The sequence below is a fragment of the Nocardia otitidiscaviarum NBRC 14405 genome, from assembly GCF_000308635.1.
Taxonomy (GTDB): Bacteria; Actinomycetota; Actinomycetes; order Mycobacteriales; family Mycobacteriaceae; genus Nocardia; species Nocardia otitidiscaviarum.
Map to the genome: position 1 here is coordinate 15413 of NZ_BAGD01000046.1, position 25000 is coordinate 40412.

Annotated in this window: 22 protein-coding genes, 2 tRNA genes and 1 pseudogene; 14 read left to right on the forward strand and 11 right to left on the reverse strand. The window is 69.1% G+C overall.

Features of this window, described 5'->3' with window-relative positions; translation table 11 throughout:
• The first annotated feature begins 79 nt into the window (after window positions 1–79).
• Window positions 80–946: a phosphoribosylaminoimidazolesuccinocarboxamide synthase gene (locus ON31_RS08260; RefSeq protein WP_081592297.1), complete on the forward strand. Its 867-nt coding sequence runs from the start codon at window positions 80–82 to the stop codon at window positions 944–946.
• An 88-nt stretch (window positions 947–1034) separates the two neighbouring features.
• On the opposite strand, the gene ON31_RS08265 is transcribed toward ON31_RS08260, so the two are convergent.
• Window positions 1035–1718 carry an NAD(P)H oxidoreductase gene (locus ON31_RS08265; RefSeq protein ID WP_039811148.1) on the reverse strand — a complete coding sequence of 228 codons (684 nt, stop codon included), beginning with the start codon at window positions 1716–1718 and terminating at the stop codon, window positions 1035–1037.
• Between the two features lie 120 nt (window positions 1719–1838).
• Between ON31_RS08265 and ON31_RS08270 the strand changes: the two genes are divergently transcribed.
• On the forward strand, window positions 1839–2768 hold the full coding sequence (locus ON31_RS08270; protein WP_218007296.1) for an AraC family transcriptional regulator: 930 nt from the start codon (window positions 1839–1841) through the stop codon (window positions 2766–2768).
• Window positions 2769–2938: 170 nt separating this feature from the next.
• Here ON31_RS08270 and ON31_RS08275 read toward each other — a convergent pair whose 3' ends face one another.
• Entirely contained in the window at window positions 2939–4159 is a 1221-nt protein-coding gene (locus ON31_RS08275) for an NAD(P)/FAD-dependent oxidoreductase (RefSeq protein ID WP_039811151.1), read from the reverse strand.
• 125 nt (window positions 4160–4284) lie between these two features.
• Between ON31_RS08275 and ON31_RS08280 the strand changes: the two genes are divergently transcribed.
• Complete coding sequence (locus ON31_RS08280) at window positions 4285–4953, forward strand: mycothiol-dependent nitroreductase Rv2466c family protein (RefSeq protein ID WP_039811153.1); 669 nt, start codon at window positions 4285–4287, stop codon at window positions 4951–4953.
• Window positions 4954–5473: 520 nt separating this feature from the next.
• Here ON31_RS08280 and ON31_RS08285 read toward each other — a convergent pair.
• Window positions 5474–6358: pseudogene (locus ON31_RS08285) on the reverse strand (M48 family metallopeptidase); the annotation flags it as partial.
• Between the two features lie 203 nt (window positions 6359–6561).
• Here ON31_RS08285 and ON31_RS08290 point away from each other — a divergent pair.
• Both ON31_RS08290 and ON31_RS08295 read left to right on the forward strand, forming a co-directional pair.
• Window positions 6562–7035, forward strand: coding sequence for a ribose-5-phosphate isomerase (locus ON31_RS08290; RefSeq protein WP_029927041.1), 474 nt, complete (start codon window positions 6562–6564; stop codon window positions 7033–7035).
• Between the two features lie 99 nt (window positions 7036–7134).
• Window positions 7135–7947, forward strand: a complete 813-nt coding sequence (locus tag ON31_RS08295) for an Fpg/Nei family DNA glycosylase (RefSeq protein ID WP_039811155.1) — start codon at window positions 7135–7137, stop codon at window positions 7945–7947.
• A 28-nt stretch (window positions 7948–7975) separates the two neighbouring features.
• On the opposite strand, the gene ON31_RS08300 is transcribed toward ON31_RS08295, so the two are convergent.
• Window positions 7976–9307: an amidohydrolase family protein gene (locus ON31_RS08300; protein ID WP_039811158.1), complete on the reverse strand. Its 1332-nt coding sequence runs from the start codon at window positions 9305–9307 to the stop codon at window positions 7976–7978.
• A gap of 62 nt (window positions 9308–9369) precedes the next feature.
• Here ON31_RS08300 and ON31_RS08305 point away from each other — a divergent pair, with 62 nt between their 5' ends.
• The gene (locus ON31_RS08305; RefSeq protein ID WP_039811161.1) at window positions 9370–9963 is read left to right on the forward strand and encodes a TetR/AcrR family transcriptional regulator; all 594 of its coding nucleotides are present in this window, start codon (window positions 9370–9372) and stop codon (window positions 9961–9963) included.
• Window positions 9964–9998: 35 nt separating this feature from the next.
• On the opposite strand, the gene ON31_RS08310 is transcribed toward ON31_RS08305, so the two are convergent.
• Both ON31_RS08310 and ON31_RS08315 read right to left on the reverse strand, forming a co-directional pair.
• Window positions 9999–10880 carry a hypothetical protein gene (locus ON31_RS08310; protein WP_039811164.1) on the reverse strand — a complete coding sequence of 294 codons (882 nt, stop codon included), beginning with the start codon at window positions 10878–10880 and terminating at the stop codon, window positions 9999–10001.
• A gap of 60 nt (window positions 10881–10940) precedes the next feature.
• Window positions 10941–11948 (reverse strand): GGDEF domain-containing protein, encoded by a 1008-nt coding sequence (locus tag ON31_RS08315; RefSeq protein ID WP_051036978.1) that lies wholly within the window; start codon window positions 11946–11948, stop codon window positions 10941–10943.
• 511 nt (window positions 11949–12459) lie between these two features.
• On the opposite strand from ON31_RS08315, the gene ON31_RS08320 reads away from it, so the two are divergent.
• Window positions 12460–12530 (forward strand) — tRNA-Gly (locus ON31_RS08320).
• Between the two features lie 57 nt (window positions 12531–12587).
• Window positions 12588–12664: transfer RNA gene (locus ON31_RS08325), tRNA-Pro, on the forward strand.
• A gap of 16 nt (window positions 12665–12680) precedes the next feature.
• Here ON31_RS08325 and ON31_RS08330 read toward each other — a convergent pair.
• Complete coding sequence (locus ON31_RS08330; RefSeq protein ID WP_051036979.1) at window positions 12681–13232, reverse strand: anthrone oxygenase family protein; 552 nt, start codon at window positions 13230–13232, stop codon at window positions 12681–12683.
• A 456-nt stretch (window positions 13233–13688) separates the two neighbouring features.
• Window positions 13689–14468 carry a DUF8020 domain-containing protein gene (locus ON31_RS08335; protein ID WP_051036982.1) on the reverse strand — a complete coding sequence of 260 codons (780 nt, stop codon included), beginning with the start codon at window positions 14466–14468 and terminating at the stop codon, window positions 13689–13691.
• Window positions 14469–14623: 155 nt separating this feature from the next.
• On the opposite strand from ON31_RS08335, the gene ON31_RS08340 reads away from it, so the two are divergent.
• Window positions 14624–15097, forward strand: coding sequence for an NUDIX hydrolase (locus tag ON31_RS08340; protein ID WP_039811170.1), 474 nt, complete (start codon window positions 14624–14626; stop codon window positions 15095–15097).
• On the opposite strand, the gene ON31_RS08345 is transcribed toward ON31_RS08340, so the two are convergent.
• Window positions 15091–15789: an NAD(P)-dependent oxidoreductase gene (locus ON31_RS08345; protein WP_039811173.1), complete on the reverse strand. Its 699-nt coding sequence runs from the start codon at window positions 15787–15789 to the stop codon at window positions 15091–15093. The genes ON31_RS08340 and ON31_RS08345 overlap by 7 nt on opposite strands.
• Window positions 15790–15928: 139 nt before the next feature.
• Between ON31_RS08345 and ON31_RS08350 the strand changes: the two genes are divergently transcribed.
• Window positions 15929–16636 (forward strand): TetR/AcrR family transcriptional regulator, encoded by a 708-nt coding sequence (locus ON31_RS08350; RefSeq protein ID WP_039811177.1) that lies wholly within the window; start codon window positions 15929–15931, stop codon window positions 16634–16636.
• A 15-nt stretch (window positions 16637–16651) separates the two neighbouring features.
• Here ON31_RS08350 and ON31_RS08355 read toward each other — a convergent pair whose 3' ends face one another.
• Together ON31_RS08355 and ON31_RS08360 are read right to left on the reverse strand one after the other, a co-directional pair.
• A complete protein-coding gene (locus ON31_RS08355; RefSeq protein ID WP_039811179.1) occupies window positions 16652–19282 on the reverse strand; it encodes a polynucleotide kinase-phosphatase in 2631 nt (876 codons plus the stop codon).
• Window positions 19279–21051 carry a 3' terminal RNA ribose 2'-O-methyltransferase Hen1 gene (locus ON31_RS08360; RefSeq protein ID WP_051036983.1) on the reverse strand — a complete coding sequence of 591 codons (1773 nt, stop codon included), beginning with the start codon at window positions 21049–21051 and terminating at the stop codon, window positions 19279–19281. The genes ON31_RS08355 and ON31_RS08360 overlap by 4 nt, the downstream gene beginning before the upstream one ends.
• 157 nt (window positions 21052–21208) lie before the next feature.
• On the opposite strand from ON31_RS08360, the gene ON31_RS08365 reads away from it, so the two are divergent.
• From ON31_RS08365 to ON31_RS08380, 4 genes are all read left to right on the forward strand, one after another.
• Entirely contained in the window at window positions 21209–21775 is a 567-nt protein-coding gene (locus tag ON31_RS08365; RefSeq protein ID WP_039811243.1) for an FKBP-type peptidyl-prolyl cis-trans isomerase, read from the forward strand.
• Window positions 21776–21906: 131 nt separating this feature from the next.
• On the forward strand, window positions 21907–23301 hold the full coding sequence (tig, locus tag ON31_RS08370) for a trigger factor (protein ID WP_039811245.1): 1395 nt from the start codon (window positions 21907–21909) through the stop codon (window positions 23299–23301).
• 188 nt (window positions 23302–23489) lie between these two features.
• A complete protein-coding gene (locus tag ON31_RS08375; RefSeq protein WP_029927067.1) occupies window positions 23490–24071 on the forward strand; it encodes an ATP-dependent Clp protease proteolytic subunit in 582 nt (193 codons plus the stop codon).
• Between the two features lie 37 nt (window positions 24072–24108).
• Entirely contained in the window at window positions 24109–24786 is a 678-nt protein-coding gene (locus tag ON31_RS08380; RefSeq protein ID WP_029927069.1) for an ATP-dependent Clp protease proteolytic subunit, read from the forward strand.
• Window positions 24787–25000: the final 214 nt, after the last annotated feature.

Genomic DNA, 25000 nt, shown 5'->3' on the forward strand with positions numbered 1-25000 from the left:
CTTCGTCGTTCGCCAGGACTGTGCCGATGCCCAGAATGCCACCTCGGTAGGGTGTCGGTCGGCCCACGTGGACATTCGGATGTCCCGGCGACCCCAGCACGAGGAGGAGTCAGTGAAGCACATCCACGCCGGTAAGGTGCGCGACCTGTACGAGGACGGCGATGAGCTGATCCTGGTCGCCTCCGACCGGGTGTCGGTGTACGACGTGGTGCTGCCCACTCCGATTCCGGAGAAGGGCGCGCTGCTGACCCAGCTGTCGAACTGGTGGTTCCGGTTCTTCGCCGATGTGCCCAACCACCTGATCTCCACCACCGATGTGCCCGCCGAGTTCGCGGGCCGCGCGGTGCGGGCCAAGAAGCTGAGCATGGTGAAGGTGGAGTGCATTGCCCGGGGGTATCTGACCGGCTCCGGGCTGGCCGAATACCGGCGCACCGGATCGGTGTCGGGGGTGGCGCTGCCGCCCGGGCTGGTGGAGGGCGACAAGCTGCCCGAGCCCATCTTCACCCCGACCACCAAGGCGGACGAGGGCCACGACGAGTTCATCACCTTCGACGATGTGGTGAACCAGGAGGGCAGACAGGTCGCGGAGCGGCTGCGCGACCTGACCCTGGCCGTGTACGCGCGCGGCGCCGAGCACGCGGCCTCCCGGGGTGTGATCATCGCCGATACCAAGCTCGAATGGGGCTGGGACGGTGACGTTCTCACCCTCGGTGACGAGGTGCTCACCTCCGACTCGTCGCGCTTCTGGCCCGCCGACGAGTACGCCCCCGGCCGTCCCCAGCCCTCCTTCGACAAGCAGTTCGTCCGCGACTGGTCCACCTCCACCGGCTGGAACAAGGAGTACCCGGGCCCGGAGATCCCCGCCGATATCGTCGCGGCCACCCGTGCCAAGTATCAGCAGGCGTACGAGCTCATCACCGGCGAGACCTGGACGGGCGTCAGCTGACCCGCATCCCGCCGCCAGCGGGAACCGATGGCGGCGGGTGGCCCGCAATCCTCGCGATAGCGCCGTGCCGGGGCCGCCCGTGCCCCGATCAGGCGGGCACCCGGTCGGCGGCGAGGAATTCCTCGACGTAGTTCGCCGCGCGGCGCTCCAGGGCGTCGTACTGCGCGCGCCGCGCCTCGCCCACGGCGACGTCGCTGATGAGAAGGTTGCCCTCGGCGTCCAGGGTCTGGCGGCGCTCCTCGGCGTCGGGGAGCAGGCCGACCTTGGAGAAGGAGAAGCCGCAGTAGTAGGCGATACCCGCGCTGAGCTGGGTGTCGAGGGCGGCTTCCATATCCGCCACCATGGGATCCTCGGCGGAGATGCCGCCGAGACCCAGCCACAGCATGCGCTTGCCCGCCAGTCGGGGCTTGCTGCGGCCATAGGCGAAGCCGTAGTTCCAGACGCGGTCGATCCAGCCCTTGAGAATGGCGGGCACGCTCTGCCAGTACACGGGGAACACCGCGACCACGATGTCGGCGTCCAGAATCCGCTGCATATGCCGCTGCGTCTCGGCCGAGTAGGGCTTCTCGCGATTGCCCCAGTCGGGCTGGTCCTCGGTGTTCATGCGCGGGTCGAAGCCCTCGGCGTGCAGGTCGAGCAGGTCGACGCGGTAGCCGTCCGCCTCCAGCTGTGCGGTGGTGCGGCGGGCGATGTGCGCGGTGAGCGAATCGGAGCGGTGGTGCGCGATGACGACCAGGGCGGTGCGAGTGGTGTCACTACCGTTGTGCTGCACGGGATCTCTCCTGACTGATGGCTGAATCTCTCTTGCGGTACCACCAGTCAACCGGTGATCGAATGGACGATCCATGGGAGAAACGCTTCGAAGGATAGGAGTTCGTCTACTCTGGTGGGTATGGATCCGGTGAGTTCACTCCTGAACGGCATTCGCGCGGAGGGGTCGGTGGTCAGTCACGCGGTGCTGGAAGCGCCGTGGACCATTCGTTTCGCCGACCGCGCCCCGCTCACCATGGTCACCGTTTTGCGCGGCGGCGGCACCCTGGTGCTGGCCGATGGTGGCGAGACGCGAGTGAGCAAGGGCGACACCGTCATCGTGCGCGGTCCCGAGGTGTTCCACCTCGTCGACGATGTCGCGTCGCTGCGAATGCCGCACGTGGAGTACGAGATCGCCTGCTTCGACGCGGATGCCGATTGCGCTGCCGTGGATCTGAGCGGAATCCACTGGGGCGCTGAATCACCCGAGGCGACCGCCCTCATCGTCGGCGCGTACCGGGCGCCCGGCCGCCGCCACGAACGCTTGCTCCGGGCGCTGCCCCCGGTGCTCGTGGTGCGCGAGGACGCCGAGACCTGCGACTGGATGGAATCGATCGTCAAGGAGTGCGCCGCCCGCCCGGCCGGTTCCCGCGCGATCATGGACCGGCTGCTCGACTGGGCGCTGGTCTGCACCCTGTGCACCTGGTTCGACCGCGCGGGATCGCACGCGCCCACCCTCTATCGCGGCCTCGCGGATCCGGTGATCGCCCCCGCGCTGCACGCTATCCACGGCAGTCCGGCCGCGCCGTGGACGGTCGCCTCGCTGGCCGAGCGTGCCGGAGTCTCCCGTGCCCTGTTCGCCAAACGCTTCGCCGAACTCATGGGCCGCCCGCCGCTGACCTACCTCACCGAGTACCGCATGGACGAGGCCGAGGATCTCCTCACCGGCACCGACTTCACCGTTGCCCAGGTCGCCACGGCCGTCGGCTACGCCGACCCTTTCGGCTTCAGCGCCGCCTTCAAACGCTACCGGGGTATGAGCCCCACCGCCTTCCGCTCCGCCGCCGCGTGATCCACCCGGTGCGCGGATGCTCCGGCACGCCCTCGTTGGGCCATTGCAGGGCGGCCGCGACCAGTGCCTCCTGCACGGCGTCCTCGGCGGAGTCGAAATCCCCTTAGCGGTGCACCAGGATGCCGAGGACCTGCGGTGCGAACTTCGTTACGGCCGTGATGTGACGGTGGTCACAGTGGTGATGCCGGGTCGGCGAGACGGTCCGGATCGACCGATTCGCCGCTCAGGATCAACTGCTTGATGCGATCGGTCACGTCCCAGACGTTGACATTCATTCCGGCCAGCACGCGATCGGCGCTGTCGAGCCAGCAGGCGACGAACTCGCGCCTGCCCACGTCGCCACGCACAACCACCCGCGCTTCCTGCCGTGGCGCCACATACCCGGTGTACTCCATACCGAGGTCGTACTGATCGGTGAAGAAGTAGGGCAGTCGGTCGTAGACGGCCGACTTGCCGATCATGGTCTTGGCCGCGACCTCGGGCTGGTTGAGGGCATTCGCCCAGTGCTCCACCCGGATCCGCCGCCCGAGCACCGGATGCTGCTGATCGGCGATATCGCCGACGGCCACGATATCCGGGTCGCCCGTGGCCAGGCTCTCGTCCACCAGCACTCCGCTCTCGGTGGGGAGTCCGGCGTCGGCGGCGAGTTCGATATTCGGGCGCGCGCCCACCGCGACGAGGACGGCGTCGGCGTCGATGCGGGTGTCGTCGGCCAGCTGCACCCCGGTGGCCTTGCCGTCGGCGGTGAGGATCTCCGCGACCCGTACCTCGGTGCGCAGGTCGACGCCGTGCGCGCGATGCAGGTCGGCGAAGACCTCACCCATCTCGGGGCCGAGCACCCCCTTCAGCGTGGTCGACTCCGCTTCCAACAGCGTGACCTCGACCCCGGCATTGCGGGCGGCCGCGGCGACCTCGAGGCCGATCCAGCCGCCGCCGATCACGGCCAGCCTGCCCGCCGAGCCGAACAGTGACAGCAGCGTGTCGGAATCCTCGATGTGGCGCAGCGTGTGCACGCCCTCGGCGTCCATGCCCGGCACCGGCAGCTTGCGCGGGCGGGAACCGGTGGCCAGCGCCAGCTTGTCGTAGGGGAGTGTCGTACCGTCCGGCAGCGCAACGGTTTTGGTGGTGCGGTCGATGGCGGTGACGGTGGTGCCGAGCATGACCTCGATATGGTGGTCGCGGTACCACGACGCCGGGTCCACCGTGAAGTCGGGCAGCGACTTCTTACCCAGCAGATGCTCTTTGGACAGCGGCGGTCGCTCGTAGGGCAGATGCTCCTCCGCACTGATGAGGGTCACCGTGCCGTCGAAATCATTGGCGCGCAGGGCTTCCGCGAGCTTGGCCGCCGCCAGCCCCCCGCCTGCGATGACGAACCTGGATGCTGTGGTCAATGCCGACACCTCCCTGCGACGCGAATGCTGCGGGTGTTTACGACGGGACTTCCTCCGACCCTAACGCGCATCCGCGTGCGCCCGGAGGAAATATCGGCACAATCGCGCATTGTTGCCACTGGGGTATGGCCGTGCCCGCCCCCCGAAAGGACTTCCCCGTGAGCAAGAAGGACACCGTCGACTTCTGGTTCGACCCGCTGTGCCCGTGGTGCTGGATCACCTCCCGATGGATCCTCGAGGTCGAGCAGGTCCGCGATATCGAGGCACGCTTCCACGTCATGAGTCTGGCGGTGCTCAACGAGGACCGGGAGGATCTGCCCGAGCAGTACCGGGAACTCATGGCCAGCGCCTGGGGCCCGGTCCGCGTCGCCATCGCCGCCGCCCGGGATCACGGCGACAAGATCCTCGCCCCACTCTACACCGCCATGGGCACCCGCATTCACGACCGGCGCGCCGAATACGAGCGGGAATCCACCGCGGCCACCCTCGAGGCCGTGATCGCCGACGCGCTCACCGAGGTGGGGCTGCCCGCCGAACTGGCCGCAGCCGCCACCTCCACCGACTACGACGAGGCCCTGCGCGCCAGCCACCACGCGGGCATGGACAAGGTCGGCAAGGATGTCGGCACCCCCACCATCCACGTCAACGATGTCGCCTTCTTCGGCCCGGTGCTCTCCCGCATCCCGCGCGGCGAGGAGGCGGGCAAGGTCTGGGACGGCGTCGTGGCCCTCGCCTCCTATCCGCACTTCTTCGAACTGAAGCGCACCCGCACCGAGGACCCGGTCTTCGACTGACGGGCACACCGCTGAGCACAGCGCACCGCTCGGCCGTGAACACATCCGCTGCTACCCCCGGCCGCACCGTGTCGGACACGCACACGGAGAGCGGGTTGTGAACCCTGGTGGCGATGCTTCGTACCGGGGTGTGTGAGCGGTCCGATGTTCGGAGGAGCCGGGCCGAGCGGCCGACAGGTCGGCGTGGCGTTGTGCCCTAGGGATTCTCGGTCGGTCGCTGGAATCCGGCGCTCGGTCCGGCAGGTCGGTCGCTCACCGTGGGTGGGAGCGGATAGCCACCGGTGGTCGGGGCCTGCGGGTACGCGCCGGTGCTGGACCGCTCGTAGCCGCCGGTGGTGTGGGCCTGCTGGCTGCCACCGGCCATGGGGCCCTGCGGGTGGCCGGTCGCGGGGAGTGGCGGATAGCCCGTGGCGATCGGCGACGGCCCGTAGCCGCCGGTTGGGAAGCCGCTGTGCGGCGGGGTCGGGTGGCCGCCGGTCGGTGTGGCCCCGAACATCGGGCCGTGGTGGGTCGGTGGGGTGGGGCGGAGGAAGAGCCTGCCGTGGCGGCTGCGGTCACGCAGGGCCCACATGCGCCAGGTCAGCACGGGGTGGCTGGACATGGCGTTGACGATCCACACCATGAAGCCCTTTTCCTGGGCGGCGCGGTTGGCCATTTCGTCGAAGCCGACCAGTGCGTTGAGGTATTTGCCCGCGGCGAGGGTCTGCATGGCCCCGGGGGCGCCGGTGTGCCGGTTGCAGTAGCCGTGATTGTCGGCGGTGTACTCCTGCGAGCGGATGAGCGAGTTGCCGAGGATCGGCAGGAACGGCACCAGGAACATGCCGAGCTGCCGCCAATAGGACACATGCCCCGCGGCGATATGCCCCACCTCGTGGCCGATGATGAAGGCCAGCCCCTCGGGATCGCGGGCCTTGCCGCCGATTTCGAACAGGTCGCTGTAGACCACGACGAACCGCCGGAATCCGTGCCCGGAGGCGAAGGCGTTGATCGCGCCATTGCCGAGCAGCACGTAGGCGTCCGGCACCTGGGTCATCCCGAACCGGGCGGCCGCCTCCTGCACCATCCGGTATCCCTCGGGGAACTGGGTGGGCGACATCTTCACGGCGTTGAGCCGCATGGTCGCGTAGTTCATGCCACGGCCGAGCCACAGCAGCACCGGCGCGGTCAGCAGGATCAGCACGTATTCGTTGATCGCCCCGACCAGCAGGAACAGAATCGAGAAGAGGTACGCGAAGCTGGTCAGCACCACCACGATCACCAGCAGCGGTATCTCCCAGCTGTGCCGGGCGGGCATGCCGAACGGCGAGAGGCCGCGCGTCCCGTCGTGCGGCGGAACCTGCGGCGGCGAGTACCCGGTCTGCGGGGCCCAACCGGGCGGACCGACCTTGGGATTCCACCCGGCCATCCCGGTGACCGGATTCCACGCGGCCGGGTGCGGGGTGGTCGGCGGTGTCGCGCCCCCGGCATCCGGCGGCGCTGGCATCGACTGCGGTCGATCATCGGACGTCATGGGCTGAACTTTAGGCAGTCCTGCCGTCGGCCGGTCGGTCCAGCGGGCGGGTCATCCCCGGGCGCGTCGGCTCCGGGCGGCCTGACACAATCGCAGCCATGCGCGTATACCTGGGTGCCGATCATGCCGGCTTCGAACTGAAGAACCACGTCAAGGAACACCTGCGGGCGGCCGGTCACGAGGTCGTCGACTGCGGTGCGCTCGAGTACGACGCTCTCGACGACTACCCGGCCTTCTGCATCGAGGCCGCCCGCCGCACGGTCGCGGATCCGGGCAGCCTGGGCCTGGTGTTCGGCGGCAGCGGCAATGGCGAGCAGATCGCCGCCAACAAGGTGCCGGGCGCTCGCTGTGCCCTGGCCTGGAGCGTGGAGACCGCGCAGCTGGCCCGTCAGCACAACAACGCCCAGCTGATCGGCATCGGCGGCCGCATGCACAGCACCGAGGAGGCGCTCGCCATCGTGGACGCCTTCCTCGCCACCCCGTGGTCGGAGGAGGAGCGCCACCAGCGCCGCATCGACATCCTGGCGGAGTACGAGAAGACCGGCGTCGCGCCCGAGGTGCCCGCGTACTGAGCCCGGCCGACCGCGCGCCCCTTCGCTCGGAGGGGCGCGTAACCGGCCGCCCGGCGCCGACTCCGACGTCGGATATCCAGGAGAGGACCCGAATCACCCGTGCCTGAAGGGCATACGCTGCATCGGTTGGCGAGATCGCACCACAAGCGTTTCGCCGGGGGAGTGGTGCGCGTGTCGAGCCCACAGGGCCGGTTCGCCGAGGGTGCGGCGCTGGTGGACGGCCAGGTGTTGACCAAGGCCGATGCCTGGGGCAAACACCTGCTGCACCACTACGATTCGGGTCTGGTCGTCCACGTGCACCTGGGCCTCTACGGCAAGTTCACCGAATCTCCGCTGCCCCTCGGCGATCCGGTCGGCGAGGTCCGCATGCGCCTGGTCGGTGCGGGCCGCAGCGGCGAGCCCTACGGCACCGACCTGCGCGGCCCCGCCGCCTGCGAGGTCCTGCTCGAACCCGAGGTGGACGCGCTCACCGCCCGCCTCGGCCCCGACCCGCTGCGCCGCGATGCCGACCCCGACCGCGCCTGGCACCGCATCCGCCGCTCCCAGCGCCCCATCGGCGCACTGCTCATGGACCAGAAGGTGATCGCCGGAGTAGGCAATGTCTACCGCGCCGAAGTCCTCTTCCGCCATGGCATCTCACCCCACCGCCCCGGCGTGAAGCTGACCGCCGAGGACTGGGATGACCTGTGGTCGGACCTGTGCGACCTGCTGAAGGTCGGGGTTCGCCGCGGCAAGATCGTCGTGGTCCGCCGCGAACACGATCACGGCGCTCCGGCCTACGCCCCCGACAAACCTCGCACCTACGTCTACCGTCGCCAGGGCGAACCCTGCCGCCTATGCGGAACCACCGTCCTGCATTCGGTCATGGAGGGCCGAAACCTGTTCTGGTGTCCGGGATGCCAGCCCAGCTGACGTTCGCTGGTGATCTTGTCCCGAGGCGCTAGTCGTTCGCGACCACCGATCGGCCGTCGCGCAGTACCGTGTCGACGGCGCGCAGTGCGCTGATGTCGCTGAGCGGGTCGCCGCGCACGATGAGCAGGTCGGCGGCGCGGCCCGGTTCGATGACGCCGATGGTGTCGGCGCGCAGGGCGGCGGCCGGGGTAACGGTGGCCGCGGTGATGGCCTCGTGCGGGGTGAGGCCCGCTGCCACCAGGAGTTCGATCTCGCGCAGGAGGCCGTCTCCGGCGTGGACGCCCGGCATGCCCGCGTCGCTGCCCGCGATGACGCGGCCGCCCGCGTCGCGGAACTCGCGCAGGCGTTCGTAGATGGCCCTCCTGGTGTCCTCGTCGAAGCCCGGGTCGGTGACCGCGAGTGTCGGTGCCAGCGTAATGCCCTGTTGGACAAGGGTTTCGGGGAAGCCGTCCGGCCAGCCGTCGCGGACGCCGCGCGGTTCCAGGTGGTCGAGGCCGTCGATGCCGGCGGCTACCAGGTCGGCGAGGTCTTCGCGAGTTCCCCAGTGCGCGAAGACCTTCGTGTGGTGTCGGTGCGCCTCGTCGATGATGGCGGCCAGGATGTCGGGTCGGATCGGTTCCAGGACTTTGCGTTCCGGGTTGCCGCGTTCCTGGATCACCTTGATCAGGTCGACCGGATCGTCCCCGGTGACGAGGGTGCGCACCAGCTCGCGCGCCTCCTCGGGGCTGCTCGGCACCCGGACCGCATCCGAATTCCGCTCCAGGCCGAAGGTCGCGATGGGATGGCCGCCCGGCGTGGTGAACATCGGCCCCGCGATGAGCAGCCGCGGGCCCTCCAGTTCGCCCTCGGCGATCTCGCGACGGAAGTCGTGCACCCAGGCGTTCTCGTCACCCATGCTGCGCACGGTGGTGACCCCGTGGCGCAGGAAGTCCTTCCGCTTGCCCGGGTAGTAGCGGACCCAGTCGGCCACGACACCAGGCATATCCCAGAAACCGATCTCCTCCCCACGCTCCCGCTCGGGTGAACTCAGATGCACATGGGAGTCGATCAACCCGGGCAGGACGGTACGGCCGGACACATCCCGGCGCTCGGCGTCGGAGGGTATCTCCACATCCGGTCCGGCCGCGACGATGACACCGTTCTCGATGAGGACGGTCGCATTCGCCACCGGGTTCAGTTCGGGTCCCAGCAGGACCGTGCCGCCGGTCAGCGCGAGCCGCCCGCTCTGCGCCGGCCCGGCCTTGTACAGCGTGAGCCGGTAGAACGCGTACCCCGCCACCACCGCCACCAGGAGCGCGACGACCAGGAAGATCAGCGGATAGAGCACCCAGCGTCGGAGTCCGCGTCGCAACGCCACCATGGCAATCCAGCCTCCTCGCGATATCTTTAACTGCTCAGTTAGTTAATGATAGATTGCCTGATATGGCCCGAACTGTCGACCCGAATCGTGTAGCCGAACGGCGGGCGCGCATCACCCAGGCCGCGGCGGAACTGTTCGCGGCGCAGGGGTACGAGCGCACCACCGCCGCGCAGATCGCGCGCGCGGCCGGGCTCACCTCGGGGTCCGTCTTCTACTACTTCCGGGACAAGGCGGCGGTCTTCCGGTCGATCTTCGAGCAGTCGCTGCCCGAGCACGCCGAGCTGTACGGTCGGCATCTCGACCGCGCCGACTGCTTCGCGGCGATCCTCGATGTGGTCGACGGTCTGGCGGCGGAGGCGCTGGATCCGGTGGCGCCGGGGCTGATGGTGGAGTTGCTGCGCCGGTTGGATCAGGACGAGGAACTCGCCGGGGTGGTCGCCGAGGACACCCGGCGCAGTGCCGAGGTGCTGACGACGCTGCTGGAGCGGGGGATGGTTGCGGGACAGCTCGATCCGGGGTTCGACGCGGCCGCTACCGCCCGCTGGATACTGTCGGTCGTCGACGCGGCATTCCTGAATATCGATCCGGAGCATCCCGAGGATCCGCGGCCGTTCGTCCGCGCCACCGTCGCGCGGCTGCTGCGGCCGATCGAGTAGGCGGATCGGTAGTGGCGGCCGCGCCGAGCCGTCGGTCAGAAGCCGCCGTCGAATCCCCCGGAATCGAATCCCCCGGAATCGAATCCCCCGGAATCGAATCCGCTGGAATCGAAACCGCCATCGGACCCGCCGGAACCGAAACCGCCGTCATAGCCGCCCGAGTCATAGCCGCCCGAGTCATAGCCGCCCGAGTCGTAGCCGCCGTCGTAACCGCCCGGTTCGTCGTAATACCCCGCGTCGCCCTGACTTCCGGTCTCCAAGCCCGTCGGGAACCCGTCGCCATAGCCCTGCTCGAAGGCGGTCGCGTCGTAGCCCACCCCCGACATACCGCTGAAGAGCGCGTCGAACAGCAGCACCGAACCGACACCCCACGCGCCCGCGACAAGCGCTGTCTTCCACCAGGGTTCGGAATACCAGCCCGCGGGCACGGGTCGCCCGGCGACGCGTCCGCCCGGGTAGTAGTTCGGGGTGCGCGGCGACGGTGTCGGGGAAGCCTCGATGCGGCGGCCGTCGAGATCGACCACGCGGTCCTCGCTGACCTTGCCCGCCGTGCGCTGGCCGTCCAGCTCCGGAATCGCCGGTCCCGGATCGAGTCCCATGGCGGTGCGGGCGGCGCGCACGTAGTACAGCCCCTCCAATGCGGTCTCCTTGGCGAGTCGCGCCTGGGCGGGCGTCCGCGCCTGCTCGATCTGCGCACCCGCGGCGTTGAAACGCTCCCCGGCATCGGCCAGGGCTTGTTTCGCAGCCGCGTCGGTGCCGGTGAGGTTGTAGACCTGGCCGCCGAGGCGGTCGATGACGCGGCGGGCGTCGGCCTTCGCATCGGCCAGCCGGGTGGTGGTCCGGGACCGTTGCGCGACGACCATCACCACACCCAGGACGATGACCATCGCGATCAGCAGAATCAGCACCGTAGCCACGTGTTCCAGCGTACGCGGCGGGAGTTGCCTGCTATTTGCTACTCGTTTGTGGAGGCTCGCTCACCCGGCCACGGCGGCGTAGCCCGCGCGGTTTCCCCCCGGCTCGGGCTCCTCCGCGTCCAACTCCGACACCGCGAACTGCCGCTTACCGGCGGTCTTGGCCGAGTACATGGCGCGGTCGGCGCTGCGTAGCAGATCGGAGAAGTCGCAGTCGCGATCCGGCGGGCAGAACGCGGTGCCCACGCTCGCCGAGACCGGCACCGACCCGGTGATCGAGGCCACGGGTTGGCACAGTGCGGCCAGCACCCGCATGGCCAGCTCGCCGAGCGTATTGCGCCGCGACGGCACGGCCAGCACGAACTCGTCGCCGCCGTACCGGCAGATCACCGCCTCCGGCGGACAGGTCGCGCGCAGCCGCTCCGCGATGGCCACCAGCACCTCGTCGCCCACCGCATGGCCGTAGTTGTCGTTGATCTGCTTGAAGTCGTCCAGGTCGATGAGCAGCAGCCCCACCCCTCGTGCCGGGTCCGCCGCCATCAACCGCACCCGCTCCTGCAACAGTGACCGGTTCGCCAGATCGGTCAGGGCGTCGTGGGTGGCCTCGTGCCGCAATCGGTGCTGGAGCGCGGCGATCTCCTGCACCCGCACCGACACCGCCTCGGTGAGGTTGCGCTCCTGCTGCGCGAGGGCGCGCTGTTGCAGCTCCTCGGCATAACTGTCGATGGCCTGGCTGGCGACGAACATCCAGCGGGTGGCGAGCAGCGATCCGGATTCGCCGGGGGCCAGCCCGAGCAGGGCGCGGCTGGCGGGTGCGAGCATGCGCGTGCTCTCCAGCGGCGGCGCGGCCAGGCGGCGGCCGATGGTGCGTGCGGCCAGTACCGGAAACGGCTCGGACGCGGCCAGTTCCATGAGGTCGTCGATGACGTCGGCGAAGACCGCCTCCAACTCCTCCGGCGGCATGGCCGGAACGGCACCGGTTCCATTGCCCCCCGCGTATACCGTCCGTACCCATTCCCTGGTGGTTGCCGCGATCATCGTGGCGGTCCGTGCGTCGAGTCGGATGGGCATGCGCTCACTCCGCGCCGACGCGGTCGGGATCCAGGCCGAGGCTGTCGCTCCGGGCCCTCCGGCCGGTCACACCCTTCGGTTCGTGCTCACTCGGTTCGTGCTCACTGCTACGCGGTCGGTCACACCACACTCGGCGCATGCTCACCGCCCCCTTTCCAGATACCCCCGTCCGGACAAAAAGGATCCTAGCAAGCCACTCGGCATCGAAAACCCAAGTTCTGGAACGGGTTCGCGATACCTCGCGAATGGCGAACGGTTGGGTGATCGGTGAACGACACCGCCGTGTTACATCCGATTTTCGCGTGTCTTCCGCGACGCGCCGAGGGGCGGCGCGAACTCTCCGGAGAGCTCACAACGAACCGCGCGTCCCGTTGGTGCCGATCACGAGCGCCCGCCCCGCCACGCCCGCCGGACAGGCCGATGACATGCCTGATTGGCATTTCCGGAGTGAGGTTCGGTACAGTCTCTTCCGCACACGACAAACGGTGCTCGCACCGAGTCGTCGCGCCGTGCGGGTGTAGTTCAATGGTAGAACCTCAGCCTTCCAAGCTGATGGTGCGGGTTCGATTCCCGTCACCCGCTCTGACCGGGGTTTCTCCCGTTCGGTGGGGTAGGCCCGGCGGATCCGCCGGGCGATAACGGGGTGTAGCGCAGCTTGGTAGCGCATCCGCTTTGGGAGCGGAGGGTCGCAGGTTCAAATCCTGTCACCCCGACCACACATCACAGTCCAGTTCACGGGGATGGATCCCGCTGGTCGCCGGATCGCAGCGCGATCAGTAGTCCGACCGCGGCCGCGATCGACGCCAGGGTCCGTGCGTGATTCCACCAGATCCATTGTGTGAGCAGTTCATCCCACCGTGCCGCCGTGTCCGTCCCCGACGGGTCGAGCGCGTCCATCGCCGCACTGATGGGGACGTTGGCCGCACCGGTGACGACGACCGCGGCGAACAGGAAAGCGCCCGCTGCGGCGAGAATCCATGGTGATCTCGATCGGTTCCAGCTCATCACCGCTCGAACCATGAGCACGGCGCACAGCCCGGCGGTGGCGTACATCAACACCATCAATGGTGGCCGGACCGCGGTCTGGTTGAACGCCTGCATGGCCTCGATCCCCACCGCGGGAGGCAGTTCGCGCAGACCGGGCATGACGACGAAGGAGAAGTCGAAGAACACCCCACCGCTGATCGCCGTACCCGCCGCTGCCGCGGAGAGCAGCCAGCGGTCCACGCCTCCCGGTCGATCGGCCCGCCGACCCGGCGTGGGCGCGCCCCGCCCGGTCACCATGGCCGTGTCCCGGTGTCGGCTGCGAACCCACGAGCATCTGTCGAATCCGTCATAGGACAAGCACATCAGCCGACAGCGGTTTGCTCCATCGTCGAGACGCGCGGAGACATACGACAGCGTCTCGGATCGCGGAACGGGGTGGCGAGTGGCGGCCCCCTCATGTGCCGCCACCCACTGTCCCCGTAACCGACTCTCGCATTGAGAAATCGTTAGGCCCAGTCATTCAATGCATCGTTCATCTGGAATTCGCCACTCGGTTGCTCGATGGCGTTCGGGGGTTGGGGTGCAACGGAGTTCGCGGTGGTGTCGGGACGCTGCCCGGCGGGTTGCGGCACGGCGAAGCCCACCCGCCGACGGGGGCGGGTGGGCTCGGTGGATCGGTGTTCGCGAAAGGTATTCCGCGACAGCGCGAACGGCCTCGCGGGGCTTGCGGGTGCGGCTGCCGGGGTGTCCGGCCTACTTCGCCGGTTCGGCCTGGGCCGGGGCGGCGGTTTGGGGCTTGGGCTTGTCGGCCCACCTGGTGGTGCCGTCGGGGGCCTGGACGGTGGTGAGGTATTCGATACCGGTGGCGATGAGGGCGGGGCCGCCCGCGACGATGGTTCCGATGATGCCGCCCACGCTGGCGCCGGTGGCGAGTCCGCCGATGCAGCCCGCCACCAGTGTTGCGACACAGCCGATTGTCGCGCCGATGGCGGTGCCGACGAAGCCGCCGATGGCGGTCGCCAGGCCGAAGTGGGTGGCGAGGTTGTTGAGGGCGCGCTGGTTCTCCACCTCGGAGGCAACGGGTTTCACTGCCAGGGGTTGCGAGATGTCCAGTCCGGCAGGCTTTTCCGGGGTGAGTCGCAGCACCGTGTCGTCCTCGTCCAAGGCGGGCCGCACGGGGACCGAGACCTCGCCGAAGCGGAAGTCGAGCGGCAGCGCGACCGCCACGGCGCCGGTGGCGTCCTTGACGTCGACGATGTCGACCGTGCGGGCGGGATCGGCGGCGGAACCGTCGGCGCGGACCAGGGTGCCGTCGCGCTCCGTCAGGCGTTCCACACCGCCGTCCTCGAGCCTGGTTCCCTTGGACAGTTCGAAGGTGCCACCTCGGAGAACGGTGACGACCGTCTTGTCGACCAGTGTGGTCGAGTACGCGAGATTCGGCGTCTCGGGCTGCTGGGCGTGTGCCGGCGCCGCTCCGAGGGTGAGTGCGCCGATCACCAGGGTGGCTGCCGCGGTGGTGCTGCGGAACTCCATGCGGTATTCCAATCATCAGGTGTCTGCGAGCGAACGCATGGCAGCCTAGTGGAACCTGTCGCAGGTCAGGCCGTTTCATACCGACCCGCCCAATTTGTCGTGAAGCTCCCGTCCCGCCCTTCGGGATTGTCCCCGGCTCCTGGCACACTGCCCGCATGACCAGGTACAGCGCAGGCGTCCTGTTGTTCCGCCGCACCCCCGAGTTCGAGGTGCTGATCGCCCATATGGGCGGTCCGTTCTGGTCCCGCAAGGACACCGCCGCCTGGTCCATCCCCAAGGGTGAGTACGACCCGGAGACCGAGGACGCCGCCGCGGCCGCCCGCCGCGAGTTCACCGAGGAACTCGGGCTGCCCGTGCCCGACGGCGAATGGATCGCCCTCGGGGAGGTGGCCTACGGCAGCGGCCGCGCCCGCAAAGAGGTGAGCGCCTGGGCGATCGAGGCCGACCTCGACCCCACCCTGATCACCCCGGGCACCTTCGAGATGGAGTGGCCGCCCCGCTCCGGTCGCCTCGCCTCGTTCCCGGAAGTGGATCGCGCCGCATGGTTTTCGCCCGAGGCGGCCCGCGACCGCCTGATCGCCGCCCAGCGCGCCTTCCTCGATCGGCTCACCGAACTGGCGGTTCAGTAGCCGATGGTGAAGCGGCGCTGGACGAACTGCGGGAGTTCGGCCTCGTCGAGCAGTGCCACCGCCGCGTCCTCCATGGAGATGCGGCTGGTGCCGTCGGCGGCGACCACGGCCTGATCGGTGCCGAGGCGGAAGCGGCCGGTGCGTTCGCCGGGTTCGATCAGCTCGGCGGGGCTGAAGTAGGTCCAGCGGCGATTCGAGGTGCGCAGCACATCGAGTGCTTCCCGGTGGCCGCGTACGGCCGCGGCGTAGGCGGCGGGTAGGCCGAGGCCGGTGAGTATGTCGCCGAGGCGTTCGTCGTCCGCGGGCACCGTGCCCGGTGCGGACTCCAGGCTGCCCGCGCCGCCGACCACCAGCAGCCGAGTGCGGGGGTGGGTCTCGAGCGCTCGCAACAGTGACCGCGCGACGGTCGCGTACGCCGTGGGATCGGCGATCGACCGCGCCACTGTGTCATCGAAATCCCTTGCCGCATTGCCGGGTTGGTAGCAGCTGATCAGGACGTCGAGGCCGGGGAGCCGGGCGGCGACCGCATCGGTGTCGAAGACGTCGAGGCTTGCCCAGGTGAGACGCGGGTCGGTGGAGCGCTGCTGCGTGGCGTCGCGGGAGAACGCCGTGACGTGGTGCCCGCGCATGAGCGCCTCTGTGGCCACGCGTCGGCCGATATTGCCGGTCGCGCCGATGACTCCGATGAACATGGACTTCTCCTGGAGCTGGGGTCGGGGCGGGGAAGGAAGGTGTATCTATGCCCCGTGAGAAAACTATACGGTGTGAAGTATTTGCGCAACGTGAGTTTCTCGCACGCTTTTCGTAGAGTGGCGGGATGCGAGTGGTGAGATGACAGCGACCAGGCGGGAGCGGCGGCGCACCGAGACGACGGCGGAGATCAAGGAGGTCGCGCTGCGGCTCATGGCCGCGGGCGGGCCCGGCGCGATCACGCTGCGCGCCATCGCACGCGAGATGGGGATGACGGCCAATGCCGTGTACAGCTATTTCGCCACCCGCGATGATCTGGTCACGGCGCTCATCCGGGATGTGTACGGCCAACTGGCGGATGCGGTCATCGCGGCGCGGGACGCGCGGCCGGGCGATGACGTGGCCGGACGAATCATGGCGTGGGCGCGCGCTTTCCGGGACTGGTCGGTAGCCAATCCCGAGGGATTCCGGCTCGTCTACGGCGACCCGGTGCCGGGCTACCAGCCGCCGGAAGGCGGGGCCGCGCCCGAGGCCGAGCACCGGGTCTGTGCCGGGCTGACCGAGCTGGCGGCAGGCGCGTGGCCGACCGCCGCACCGCTGTACGCCGATTACCGGTTCGAGTGGTCGGATTTCGATCCGAGGCTGGCCGAGGAGACCCGGGCCGAGTTCCCCGATCTCCCACCGGCAGTCATCGCGGTGGCGCTGCGGATCTGGGGACACCTGCACGGGCTGGTGTCGCTCGAGATTCGGGGGAACCTGGGAGCGCAGACCACCAACCCCGAAAAGCTGTACCGCAATGAGGTTTTCGCGCTGCTGCGGTCGTTCGGGCTGACGCCGCCGGGCGACTGAGCGCCCGGCGGTCGGTCACAGCCGGGGGTCGATCGGCTCGGTTTCCAGGGCGAGGACCGCGAAGACCGCCTCGTGGACGCGCCACAGGGGTTCCCCGGTGACGAAGCGGTCCAGGGACTCCAGGCCGAGGGCGTATTCGCGCAGGGCCAGGGAGCGTTTGCCGCCGAGGGCGCGCTGGCGCAGGCGCTGCAGGTTCTCCGGGCGGAGGTATTCCGGTCCGTAGATGATGCGGAGGTATTCCGGGCCGCGGCATTTCACGCCGGGCTGAACCGGGCGGTTGCTCCGGGTGCCGGTACCGGTCACGAAGGAAGCCAGGGGCTTGACCACCATGCCCTCGCCACCGGCGGCGGTGAGCTCGGTCCACCAGGCGGTCGCGGCGGCTTCGCTGACGTGCGGGGCCGCCGCGGCCGGGTCGGCAGCTGTTGCGGTCGCCTCCGTCGCCGTGGCCGCGGTGGTGAGGTCCACGATCATCCGGCGGGTGGGTGTGAACAGTTCCGGGTCGGCAGTGATGAGGCAGTCGATGCGCTCCAGGTGCCAGGTGTGGTCGCGCAGTGCGTGATTCGCACCCTCGGCGGCCAGCAGCTGGAATGGGGCCAGGCGGACTCCGGCGAGGCCGTCGGTGGCCCAGCAGTAGCGGCCGTAGGCGGCGGTGAACGCCTCCGCGTCGGTGCGCCGGTCGACGGTGCGGGCGGCCAGGTCGCCCACCTCGAGACCGCGCGCCACCGCCGCGGCGAGTACCGATTCGGCGGCTCCCAGCGATGCCCGCGCCGCCGTGCCCACCGCCGCGTACTGGGAGCGCAGCAGGCCCAGTGCCTTGGCCGACCAGGGCAGCAGTTCGGTATCGAACAGCAGCCAGTCGGTCGCCAATTCCTCGAACAGGCCGGACTTCTCGGCCGCCGCGCGAACGCGGGCCAGCAGCGCCTCGGTGTCCTCCGGCGCGTCGAAGAACGGGCGGCCGGTGCGGGTGTACACCGCGCCGGTACTGCCGTCGTCGATACCGAAGCGGTCGCGGGCGGTGTCGGCCGAGCGCGCCACCATGACCACGGCGCGCGAACCCATGTGCTTCTCTTCGCACACCACGGTGGCCACGCCCTCGGAGCGGTAGTAGTCGAACGCCTCCGCCGGATGCTCGAGATGACCGTCGACGGCCGAGGTGGCGCAGGGGGACATGGTCGGCGGCAGATACACCAGCCAGCGCGGATCGATGGCGAAGCGGCTCATCACCTCGAGCGCCGCGGCGGCGGCATCCTCCTGGACGCCGACGCGGTCCAGGTAGCGCGTCTGCACCACCCGGCGGCCGAGCACATCGTCGAGATCCAGGACGCCCGGATCGCGGCGCACCGCCTCGGTCGCCCCACCCGGATCCTGGAGCGGGCGGGCCGGCTCGAACCACACCTGTTCCGCCGCGACGGAGACGGTCTCCTTCTCCGGATAGCGCAGGGCGCTGAGCTGGCCGCCGAACACCACGCCGGTATCCAGGCACAGGGTGTTGTTCACCCACTGCAAACGGGTGACGGGGGTGTGCCCGTACAGCACCATGGCCCGGCCGCGATAGTCGTCCGCCCACGGGTAGCGCACCGGCAGCCCGTATTCGTCGGTCTCACCGGTGGTTTCGCCGTACATGGCGAACGAGCGCACCCGGCCGGAGGCCCGGCCCTGGTACTCCTCCTTCAAACCCGCGTGCGCGACAACGAGTTTGCCGTCGTCGAGCACGTAGTGGCTCACCAGTGCCCGGCACCACTCGTGCGCGGCCTTGCGGAAGGCTTCGTCCTCGGCCGCCAGCTGATCCATGGATTCGGCCAGGCCGTGCGCGATCTTGACCTTGCGCCCGTCCAGGGCGCGCACCAGCTTGAATTCGTGATTGCCGGTGACGCACAGCGCGTTTCCGGCGGCCACCATGCCCATGACCAGGCGCAGCACGCCCGGGGTGTCCGGGCCGCGGTCCACCAGGTCGCCGACGAACACCGCGGTGCGGCCGTCGGGGTGGTGCGCGTCCACCGGGCGGCCGTCCTCGTCGCGGGCGACCCGGTAGCCGAGCGTGCCGAGCAGGGTCTCGAGTTCGGAGCGGCAGCCGTGCACGTCGCCGATCACGTCGAACGGGCCGGTGAGGTCACGCCGGTCGTTCCACAGCCGCTCGTTCACGATGGTCGCGGCGTCGATCTCGGCGACGCCGCGCAGGATGTGCACCTTGCGGAAGCCCTCGCGCTCCAGGTGGCGCAGGCTGCGGCGCAGATCGCGCTGCTGGCGCACCACCACGTGCTTGCCCAGGTGGGCGCGGTCGGGGCGCCGGGTATTGCGTTCCAGGCACACCGCGTCCGGGACATCGAGCACGATGGCCACGGGCAGGACGTCGTGGGCGCGGGCCAGTTCGATCAGTTCCCTGCGGGCCTGCGGCTGCACATTGGTCGCGTCCACCACGGTGCGCAGGCCGCGACGCAGCCGCACCCCGGCGATGTGGTGCAGCAGGGCGAAGGCGTCGGGCGTGGCGGACTGATCGTTCTCGTCGTCGCTGACGATGCCGCGGCAGGCATCCGAGGACACGATGGCCGTGGAGCGGAAGTGCTTGCGCGCGAAGGTGGATTTACCGGAGCCGGTACTGCCGACGAGGACGACGAGCGCGAGTTCCGGAATGGACAGCGCGGTCATGACACGACTCCTTTCGTATCGTCGGTGGCGGGTCGGGTGAACACCGCCATCTGGGTGGGTGGGCCGAGGGCGTCGTCCTCGGGGCCGATGGGAACGAAACGCACCGCATAGCCGTAGGTTTCGGCGACGCCGCGCGCCCAGGCGGCGAATTCGCTGCGGCTCCACTCGAAGCGGTGGTCGGCGTGCCGGAACTTGCCCGCGGGCAGGCCCTCGTAGAGCGAGTTGTACTCGCCGTTGGGGGTGGTGACGAGTACGGCTGCCGGTGCGGCGGAACCGAATACGGCATGTTCGAGCGCGCGCAGCCGGGAGGCGTCGACATGCTCGATCACCTCCATGAGCACCGCCGCGTCATACCCGCGCAGCGACGCGTCGGTGTAGGTCAGCGCGCCCTGGCGCAGACTCACCCGCCGTGCCTGCCACTCCGGCAGCCGCGCCATCCGCCGCTTGGCGATATGCAGCGACCGCACGGCCACATCCACGCCCACGATCTCGGTGAACGCCCGATCCGCCACCAGTTCCCGCAGCAGCGCGCCCTCACCGCAGCCCAGGTCGAGCACCCGCTGCGCCCCGACCTCGTGCAGTGCGCGCATGACGGCGGCGCGCCGGGTGACGGCCAGCGACGGTGGCCGGGGTGCGGCTTCGGCCGCTGTCGACACGGCTGCCGTGCTCGCCGTGCGGGCTTCCGGCGTGGCCGGGTGCGGCACGGTGGCGTCCGGTGTGACCGACGGCGCGGTGCCGACCGCGAGCTCCGGGTGTGGTGCCGGGGTCGTGCCGGTCGCCGCTGTGCGGTGTGGTGTGGATGCGGTGGTGACCGGTGCCGATGTCGTGACGACGGGCTCGATGTTCTGGACCGGGGAATTCCCGCCGGTGGAGTTCGCGGCGTCGGTGCTGTGCGCGGCATCCGTGGTTTTCCCGGCGTCGTCTCCTTCCACCACGCGTGCTTCGGCGGCGAGGCTCTCGGAATCGGTTGTGTCGTCCAGGTTCTCCTCGATCGCGCCGAGATCCTCCGGTTCCAGGTCATCCACCTCGGCCAGGCGCGCCAGGGCGGCGCGGACCAGGGTGTGGCGGCGGGAGAGGTAGCGGCGGGTGATCCATTCGCGGTCCGGGTGGTCGGCGAGCCAGCCGGCGCCGAAGCGCAGCAGCTTGTCGATCTCGGTGGTGTCGAGCCAGTAGTGTTTGCTGCCGTCCAGGACGGGGAGCAGGACGTAGAGGTGGGCGAGGGCGTCCGCCAGGCGCAGTGCGCCGGTGAGTTCCAGTCGCAGGTAATGGGATTCGCCCCACTCGGGGAAGGCCGGGTCCAGGGGCAGTGGCGTCGCCACCACGGTCCAGCCGAGGGGCGCGAAGACGCGCTCGGCCGCTTCCGGGCCGCCCTTGCAGGGGACCGCGGGCAGGTCGATGCGCAGGGGCAGCACCAGGTCCGGCAGTTCGGGGCGCTGGGCGCAGCGGCCGTGCAGGGCCGAGCCGAACACCTTGGCGATCGCCACCGACAGCAGGGACGAGGCCGCGTACGGCCGGTCGTTCACATACTGGGCGAGGCTGAATTCCGGTGTGCCGCGTTGTTTTCCGCGTACCAGCCGAACCGGATCCACCTCCAGCAGCAGTGCCGCGGTGCAGCGCTGGGCGGTCGCCTCGGGGTAGAGCACGTGCGCCATGCCGTACGACTGCTCGAACGCCTGCACCTTGGCGGGGTTCTTGTGCAGCAGATAGCCCAGGTCGTCCGCCGTCCAGGCGGCGTCCTCCGGTCGCGTACAGGTAATGGTCAACAGCACCCGGCGATCGTCTCCCACCCGCATGTCACCCGCAATCGAATTCACCCCGTACCGGTGTCGGGTGCGGCGAGTTCGGTGGCCGCTCAGCTCGTTCGTGTAGTTTCGGCGCGGACATCGCCGCCCACAGGGTGGCCGGATAGGCAGCGAGGAGATGCGGATGCGCGTGGTGGGCAGGATCGGGTCGATCGGCGTGGCGGCCTGCGCCGTGCTGGCGTTGGCGGGCTGTGGTGAGGACACGAGCAAGTCCGCCGACTCGACGACCACCGAGTCCACCAGCGTCGCGGCGCTGCCGCAGACCACCGCGTCCAAGGGCCGCGAATGCACCGCCGAGGACATCGGCGTCACCGGCGGGTTCGGCGAGGCTCCCGAGATCACCATTCCGGACGACTGCGATCCGCCGACACAGCTCGTCGTGAAGGATCTGGTGGTCGGCGACGGCCCGGCCGCCAAGGCGGGCGATCAGCTGACCATGAACTACACGCTCGTCACCTGGTCGGACAAGAAGAAGCTGGACAGCTCCTTCGACCGCGGTGAGACCTTCCCGCTGACCCTGGGTCAGGGCATGGTCATCGAGGGCTGGGACACCGGCCTGGAGGGCGTCACCGAGGGCAGCCGCCGCCTGCTCATCGTCCCGCCGGAGCTGGGCTACGGCTCCAGCAGCCGCGGCGGCATGAAGCCGAACGAGACCCTGGTCTTCGTGACCGATGCCGTGAAAGTGGGCTAGCGAACGCCGTCGCGGCCCCTACGCAGCCGATTGCACCGCTCGAACCCCCGTCGACTACCCTGGTCGGGATGCCTACGGGGGGACCGAGCCGTCAATACGAACGAACGAACCAACGAACAAGGAGCATGTCCGTGAAGAGCACCGTCGAGCAGCTGAGCCCGACCCGGGTCCGGATCAATGTCGAGGTGCCCTTCGAGGAGCTGAAGCCGGACTTCGACAAGGCGTACAAGGCGCTGGCGTCGCAGGTCCGCATCCCCGGTTTCCGTCCGGGTAAGGCCCCGGCCAAGCTCCTCGAGGCCCGTCTCGGCCGCGGCGCGGTGCTGGAGCAGGTCGTCAACGACGTGCTGCCCAAGCGCTACAGCGAGGCCGTCATGACCTCCGAGGTGAAGGTCATCGGCCAGCCCGAGATCGAGATCACCAAGATCGAGGACGGCCAGGAGCTGGCGTTCACCGCCGAGGTCGACGTGCGTCCCGAGATCACCCTGCCCGACTTCGCGAGCCTGTCGGTCACCGTCGACCCGATCGAGGTCTCCGACGAGGACGTGGAGAAGCAGCTGGACTCGCTGCGCCAGCGCTTCGGCACCCTGACCTCGGTCGAGCGCGCCATCGAGAACGGCGACTTCGTCTCCATCGACCTGTCCGCCACCGTGGACGGCCAGGAGGTCGAGGAGGCCTCGACCACCGGCCTGTCGCACGAGGTCGGTTCCGGGCAGCTGATCGAGGGCCTGGACGAGACCCTGATCGGCCTGAAGGCGGAGGAGTCCAAGGACTTCACCTCCAAGCTGGTCGCCGGTGAGCACGCGGGCAAGGACGCCGTCATCACCGTCAAGGTGAACTCGGTCAAGGAGCGCGAGCTGCCCGAGGCCGACGACGAGTTCGCCCAGATGGCAAGCGAATTCGACACCATCGACGAGCTGAAGGCCGATCTGGTCAAGCGCGTCGAGCAGTCCAAGAAGGTGCAGCAGGCGGGCGAGATCCGCGACAAGGTGCTCGACGCCCTGCTGGCGGCCACCGATGTGCCGCTGCCGGAGAAGGTCGTGCAGGCCGAGATCGACGCGGTGCTGCACGACGCCGTCCACGGCTTCGACCACGACGAGGCCAAGCTGGCCGAGGCGCTGGAGGCGCAGGGCTCCTCCCGCGAGGAGTTCGACAAGGACACCAAGGAGGCGGCCGAGAAGTCGGTCAAGACCCAGCTGGTGCTCGATGTCGTCGCCGAGCAGGAGAACACCCAGGTCGGCCAGGACGAGCTGACGGAGCGGATCATCTTCCAGGCGCAGCGCTACGGCATGTCGCCCGACCAGTTCATCCAGCAGGTGCAGCAGGCGGGCCAGCTCGGCGCGATCTTCGCCGATGTGCGCCGGGGCAAGGCCCTGGCCGGTGTGGTCACCGCCGCGACCGTCACCGACACCGCGGGCAACACCGTGGACACCGCCGAGATGTTCGGCGCTCCGGCCGAAGAGGCCGAGGAAGTCTCCGCCCAGGAACTCGCCGAGGTGGCCGACGCCGCCGAGGCCGAGGCCAAGTAGACGAGGCCGGATAAATACGGCACTACGGCGCGTGTAGGTTTTGCGCTGTGAGCGAAGCAGGGCGGTACCGGGAGTTCGGTGCCGCCCTGCTTCGTTAGGGTTTGTGTCAGCGAATCAGTAGGGCTTGGTGGGACCAGGCCGGTGAGAGAGGGCAGGTATCCGTGACAATCAATCAGGCAGGGGTGCAGATGACGTCGCCGACTGCGGGTCTCAACCTCAGTGATTCGGTGTACGAGCGGTTGCTGCGCGAGCGCATCATCTTCCTGGGCAGCCAGGTCGACGACGACATCGCCAACAAGCTCTGCGCCCAGATCCTCCTGCTGTCGGCGGAAGACCCGACCCGGGACATCTCGCTGTACATCAACTCGCCGGGTGGTTCGGTGACCGCGGGTATGGCGATCTACGACACCATGCAGTTCGCGGAGTGCGACATCCGTACGGTCGCCATGGGTCTGGCCGCCTCCATGGGCCAGTTCCTGCTGGCCGCGGGCACCAAGGGCAAGCGCTACGCACTGCCGCACTCGCGGATCATGATGCACCAGCCGTCGGCCGGTATCGGCGGCTCCGCGGCCGATATCGCCATTCAGGCCGAGCAGTTCGCCTACACCAAGCGCGAATTGAACGAGTTGCAGGCGCAGCACACCGGCAAGTCGGTGGAGCAGGTCACCGCCGACGCCGACCGCGACCGCTGGTTCACGCCGAACGAGGCGCTCGACTACGGCTTCATCGATCACGTGATCACCCACTCGCGTCAGGCGAACGGCAACTAGTCCGCAGCCCACCCACTCAGACCTCTTGGAGACATCTATGTCGAACATGTTCGATCCGCGGGCCGCGGGCATCACTTTCGCCGCCGCGGGCTCCAGCCTGCCGCAGGCCCGCTACATCCTGCCGTCCTACACCGAGCAGACCAGCTTCGGCGTCAAGGAGACCAACCCGTACACCAAGCTGTTCGAGGAGCGCATCATCTTCCTCGGCGCGCCCATCGACGACACGTCGGCCAACGACATCATGGCGCAGCTGCTGGTGCTGGAGTCGCTGGATCCCGACCGTGACATCACCATGTACATCAACTCGCCCGGTGGCTCGCCGGTGTCGCTGATGGCCATCTACGACACCATGCAGTACGTGCGTGCCGATGTGGCCACCGTGTGCCTGGGCCAGGCGGCCTCGGCGGCGGCGGTGCTGCTGGCCGCGGGCGCGCCCGGCAAGCGTGCCGCGCTGCCCAACGCGCGCGTGCTCATCCACCAGCCCTACACCCAGGGCGGTTTCCAGGGTCAGGTCTCCGACCTGGAGATCCAGGCCGCGGAGATCGAGCGCACGCGCTCGCTGCTGGACACCATCCTCGCCCGCCACACGGGCAAGGAGGCCGAGATCATCCGCCGCGACACCGACCGCGACAAGATCCTCACCGCCGACGAGGCGAAGGACTACGGAATCGTCGACACGGTGTTCGAATACCGCAAGCTCAGCGCGCAGCGGTAGACGTTTCTCCGGTGGCGGAGCGGGTGCGGCTCCGCCACCCGGCAGGGGTGAGTCCACGCACATGTCCGGTGAGAAACGTGCTCAAGTTATCGACCTCGGTCGCGAATAGCGGGTACGGTCACTCTAGGGACCTTTGCTCGTGGTTGTCGGCTCTGCCGAACCGCTCACATCTGAAGGCGGTAAGCGAATTGCCGCTCCGGGGTGAGGGCATACG

Excerpts from the sequence above, each read along its gene's own strand:
- ON31_RS08365 (WP_039811243.1), top strand. The coding sequence starts at position 21,209 with ATGCGCGTGGTGGGCAGGATCGGGTCGATCGGCGTGGCGGCCTGCGCC.
- ON31_RS08375 (WP_029927067.1), top strand. The coding sequence starts at position 23,490 with ATGACGTCGCCGACTGCGGGTCTCAACCTCAGTGATTCGGTGTACGAG.
- ON31_RS08340 (WP_039811170.1), top strand. The coding sequence starts at position 14,624 with ATGACCAGGTACAGCGCAGGCGTCCTGTTGTTCCGCCGCACCCCCGAG.
- ON31_RS08355 (WP_039811179.1), bottom strand. The coding sequence starts at position 19,282 with ATGACCGCGCTGTCCATTCCGGAACTCGCGCTCGTCGTCCTCGTCGGC.
- ON31_RS08260 (WP_081592297.1), top strand. The coding sequence starts at position 80 with ATGTCCCGGCGACCCCAGCACGAGGAGGAGTCAGTGAAGCACATCCAC.
- ON31_RS08380 (WP_029927069.1), top strand. The coding sequence starts at position 24,109 with ATGTCGAACATGTTCGATCCGCGGGCCGCGGGCATCACTTTCGCCGCC.
- ON31_RS08350 (WP_039811177.1), top strand. The coding sequence starts at position 15,929 with ATGACAGCGACCAGGCGGGAGCGGCGGCGCACCGAGACGACGGCGGAG.
- ON31_RS08345 (WP_039811173.1), bottom strand. The coding sequence starts at position 15,789 with ATGTTCATCGGAGTCATCGGCGCGACCGGCAATATCGGCCGACGCGTG.
- ON31_RS08305 (WP_039811161.1), top strand. The coding sequence starts at position 9,370 with ATGGCCCGAACTGTCGACCCGAATCGTGTAGCCGAACGGCGGGCGCGC.
- ON31_RS08280 (WP_039811153.1), top strand. The coding sequence starts at position 4,285 with ATGGCCGTGCCCGCCCCCCGAAAGGACTTCCCCGTGAGCAAGAAGGAC.
- ON31_RS08315 (WP_051036978.1), bottom strand. The coding sequence starts at position 11,948 with ATGCCCATCCGACTCGACGCACGGACCGCCACGATGATCGCGGCAACC.
- ON31_RS08335 (WP_051036982.1), bottom strand. The coding sequence starts at position 14,468 with ATGGAGTTCCGCAGCACCACCGCGGCAGCCACCCTGGTGATCGGCGCA.
- ON31_RS08330 (WP_051036979.1), bottom strand. The coding sequence starts at position 13,232 with ATGGTGACCGGGCGGGGCGCGCCCACGCCGGGTCGGCGGGCCGATCGA.
- ON31_RS08270 (WP_218007296.1), top strand. The coding sequence starts at position 1,839 with ATGGATCCGGTGAGTTCACTCCTGAACGGCATTCGCGCGGAGGGGTCG.
- ON31_RS08300 (WP_039811158.1), bottom strand. The coding sequence starts at position 9,307 with ATGGTGGCGTTGCGACGCGGACTCCGACGCTGGGTGCTCTATCCGCTG.
- ON31_RS08290 (WP_029927041.1), top strand. The coding sequence starts at position 6,562 with ATGCGCGTATACCTGGGTGCCGATCATGCCGGCTTCGAACTGAAGAAC.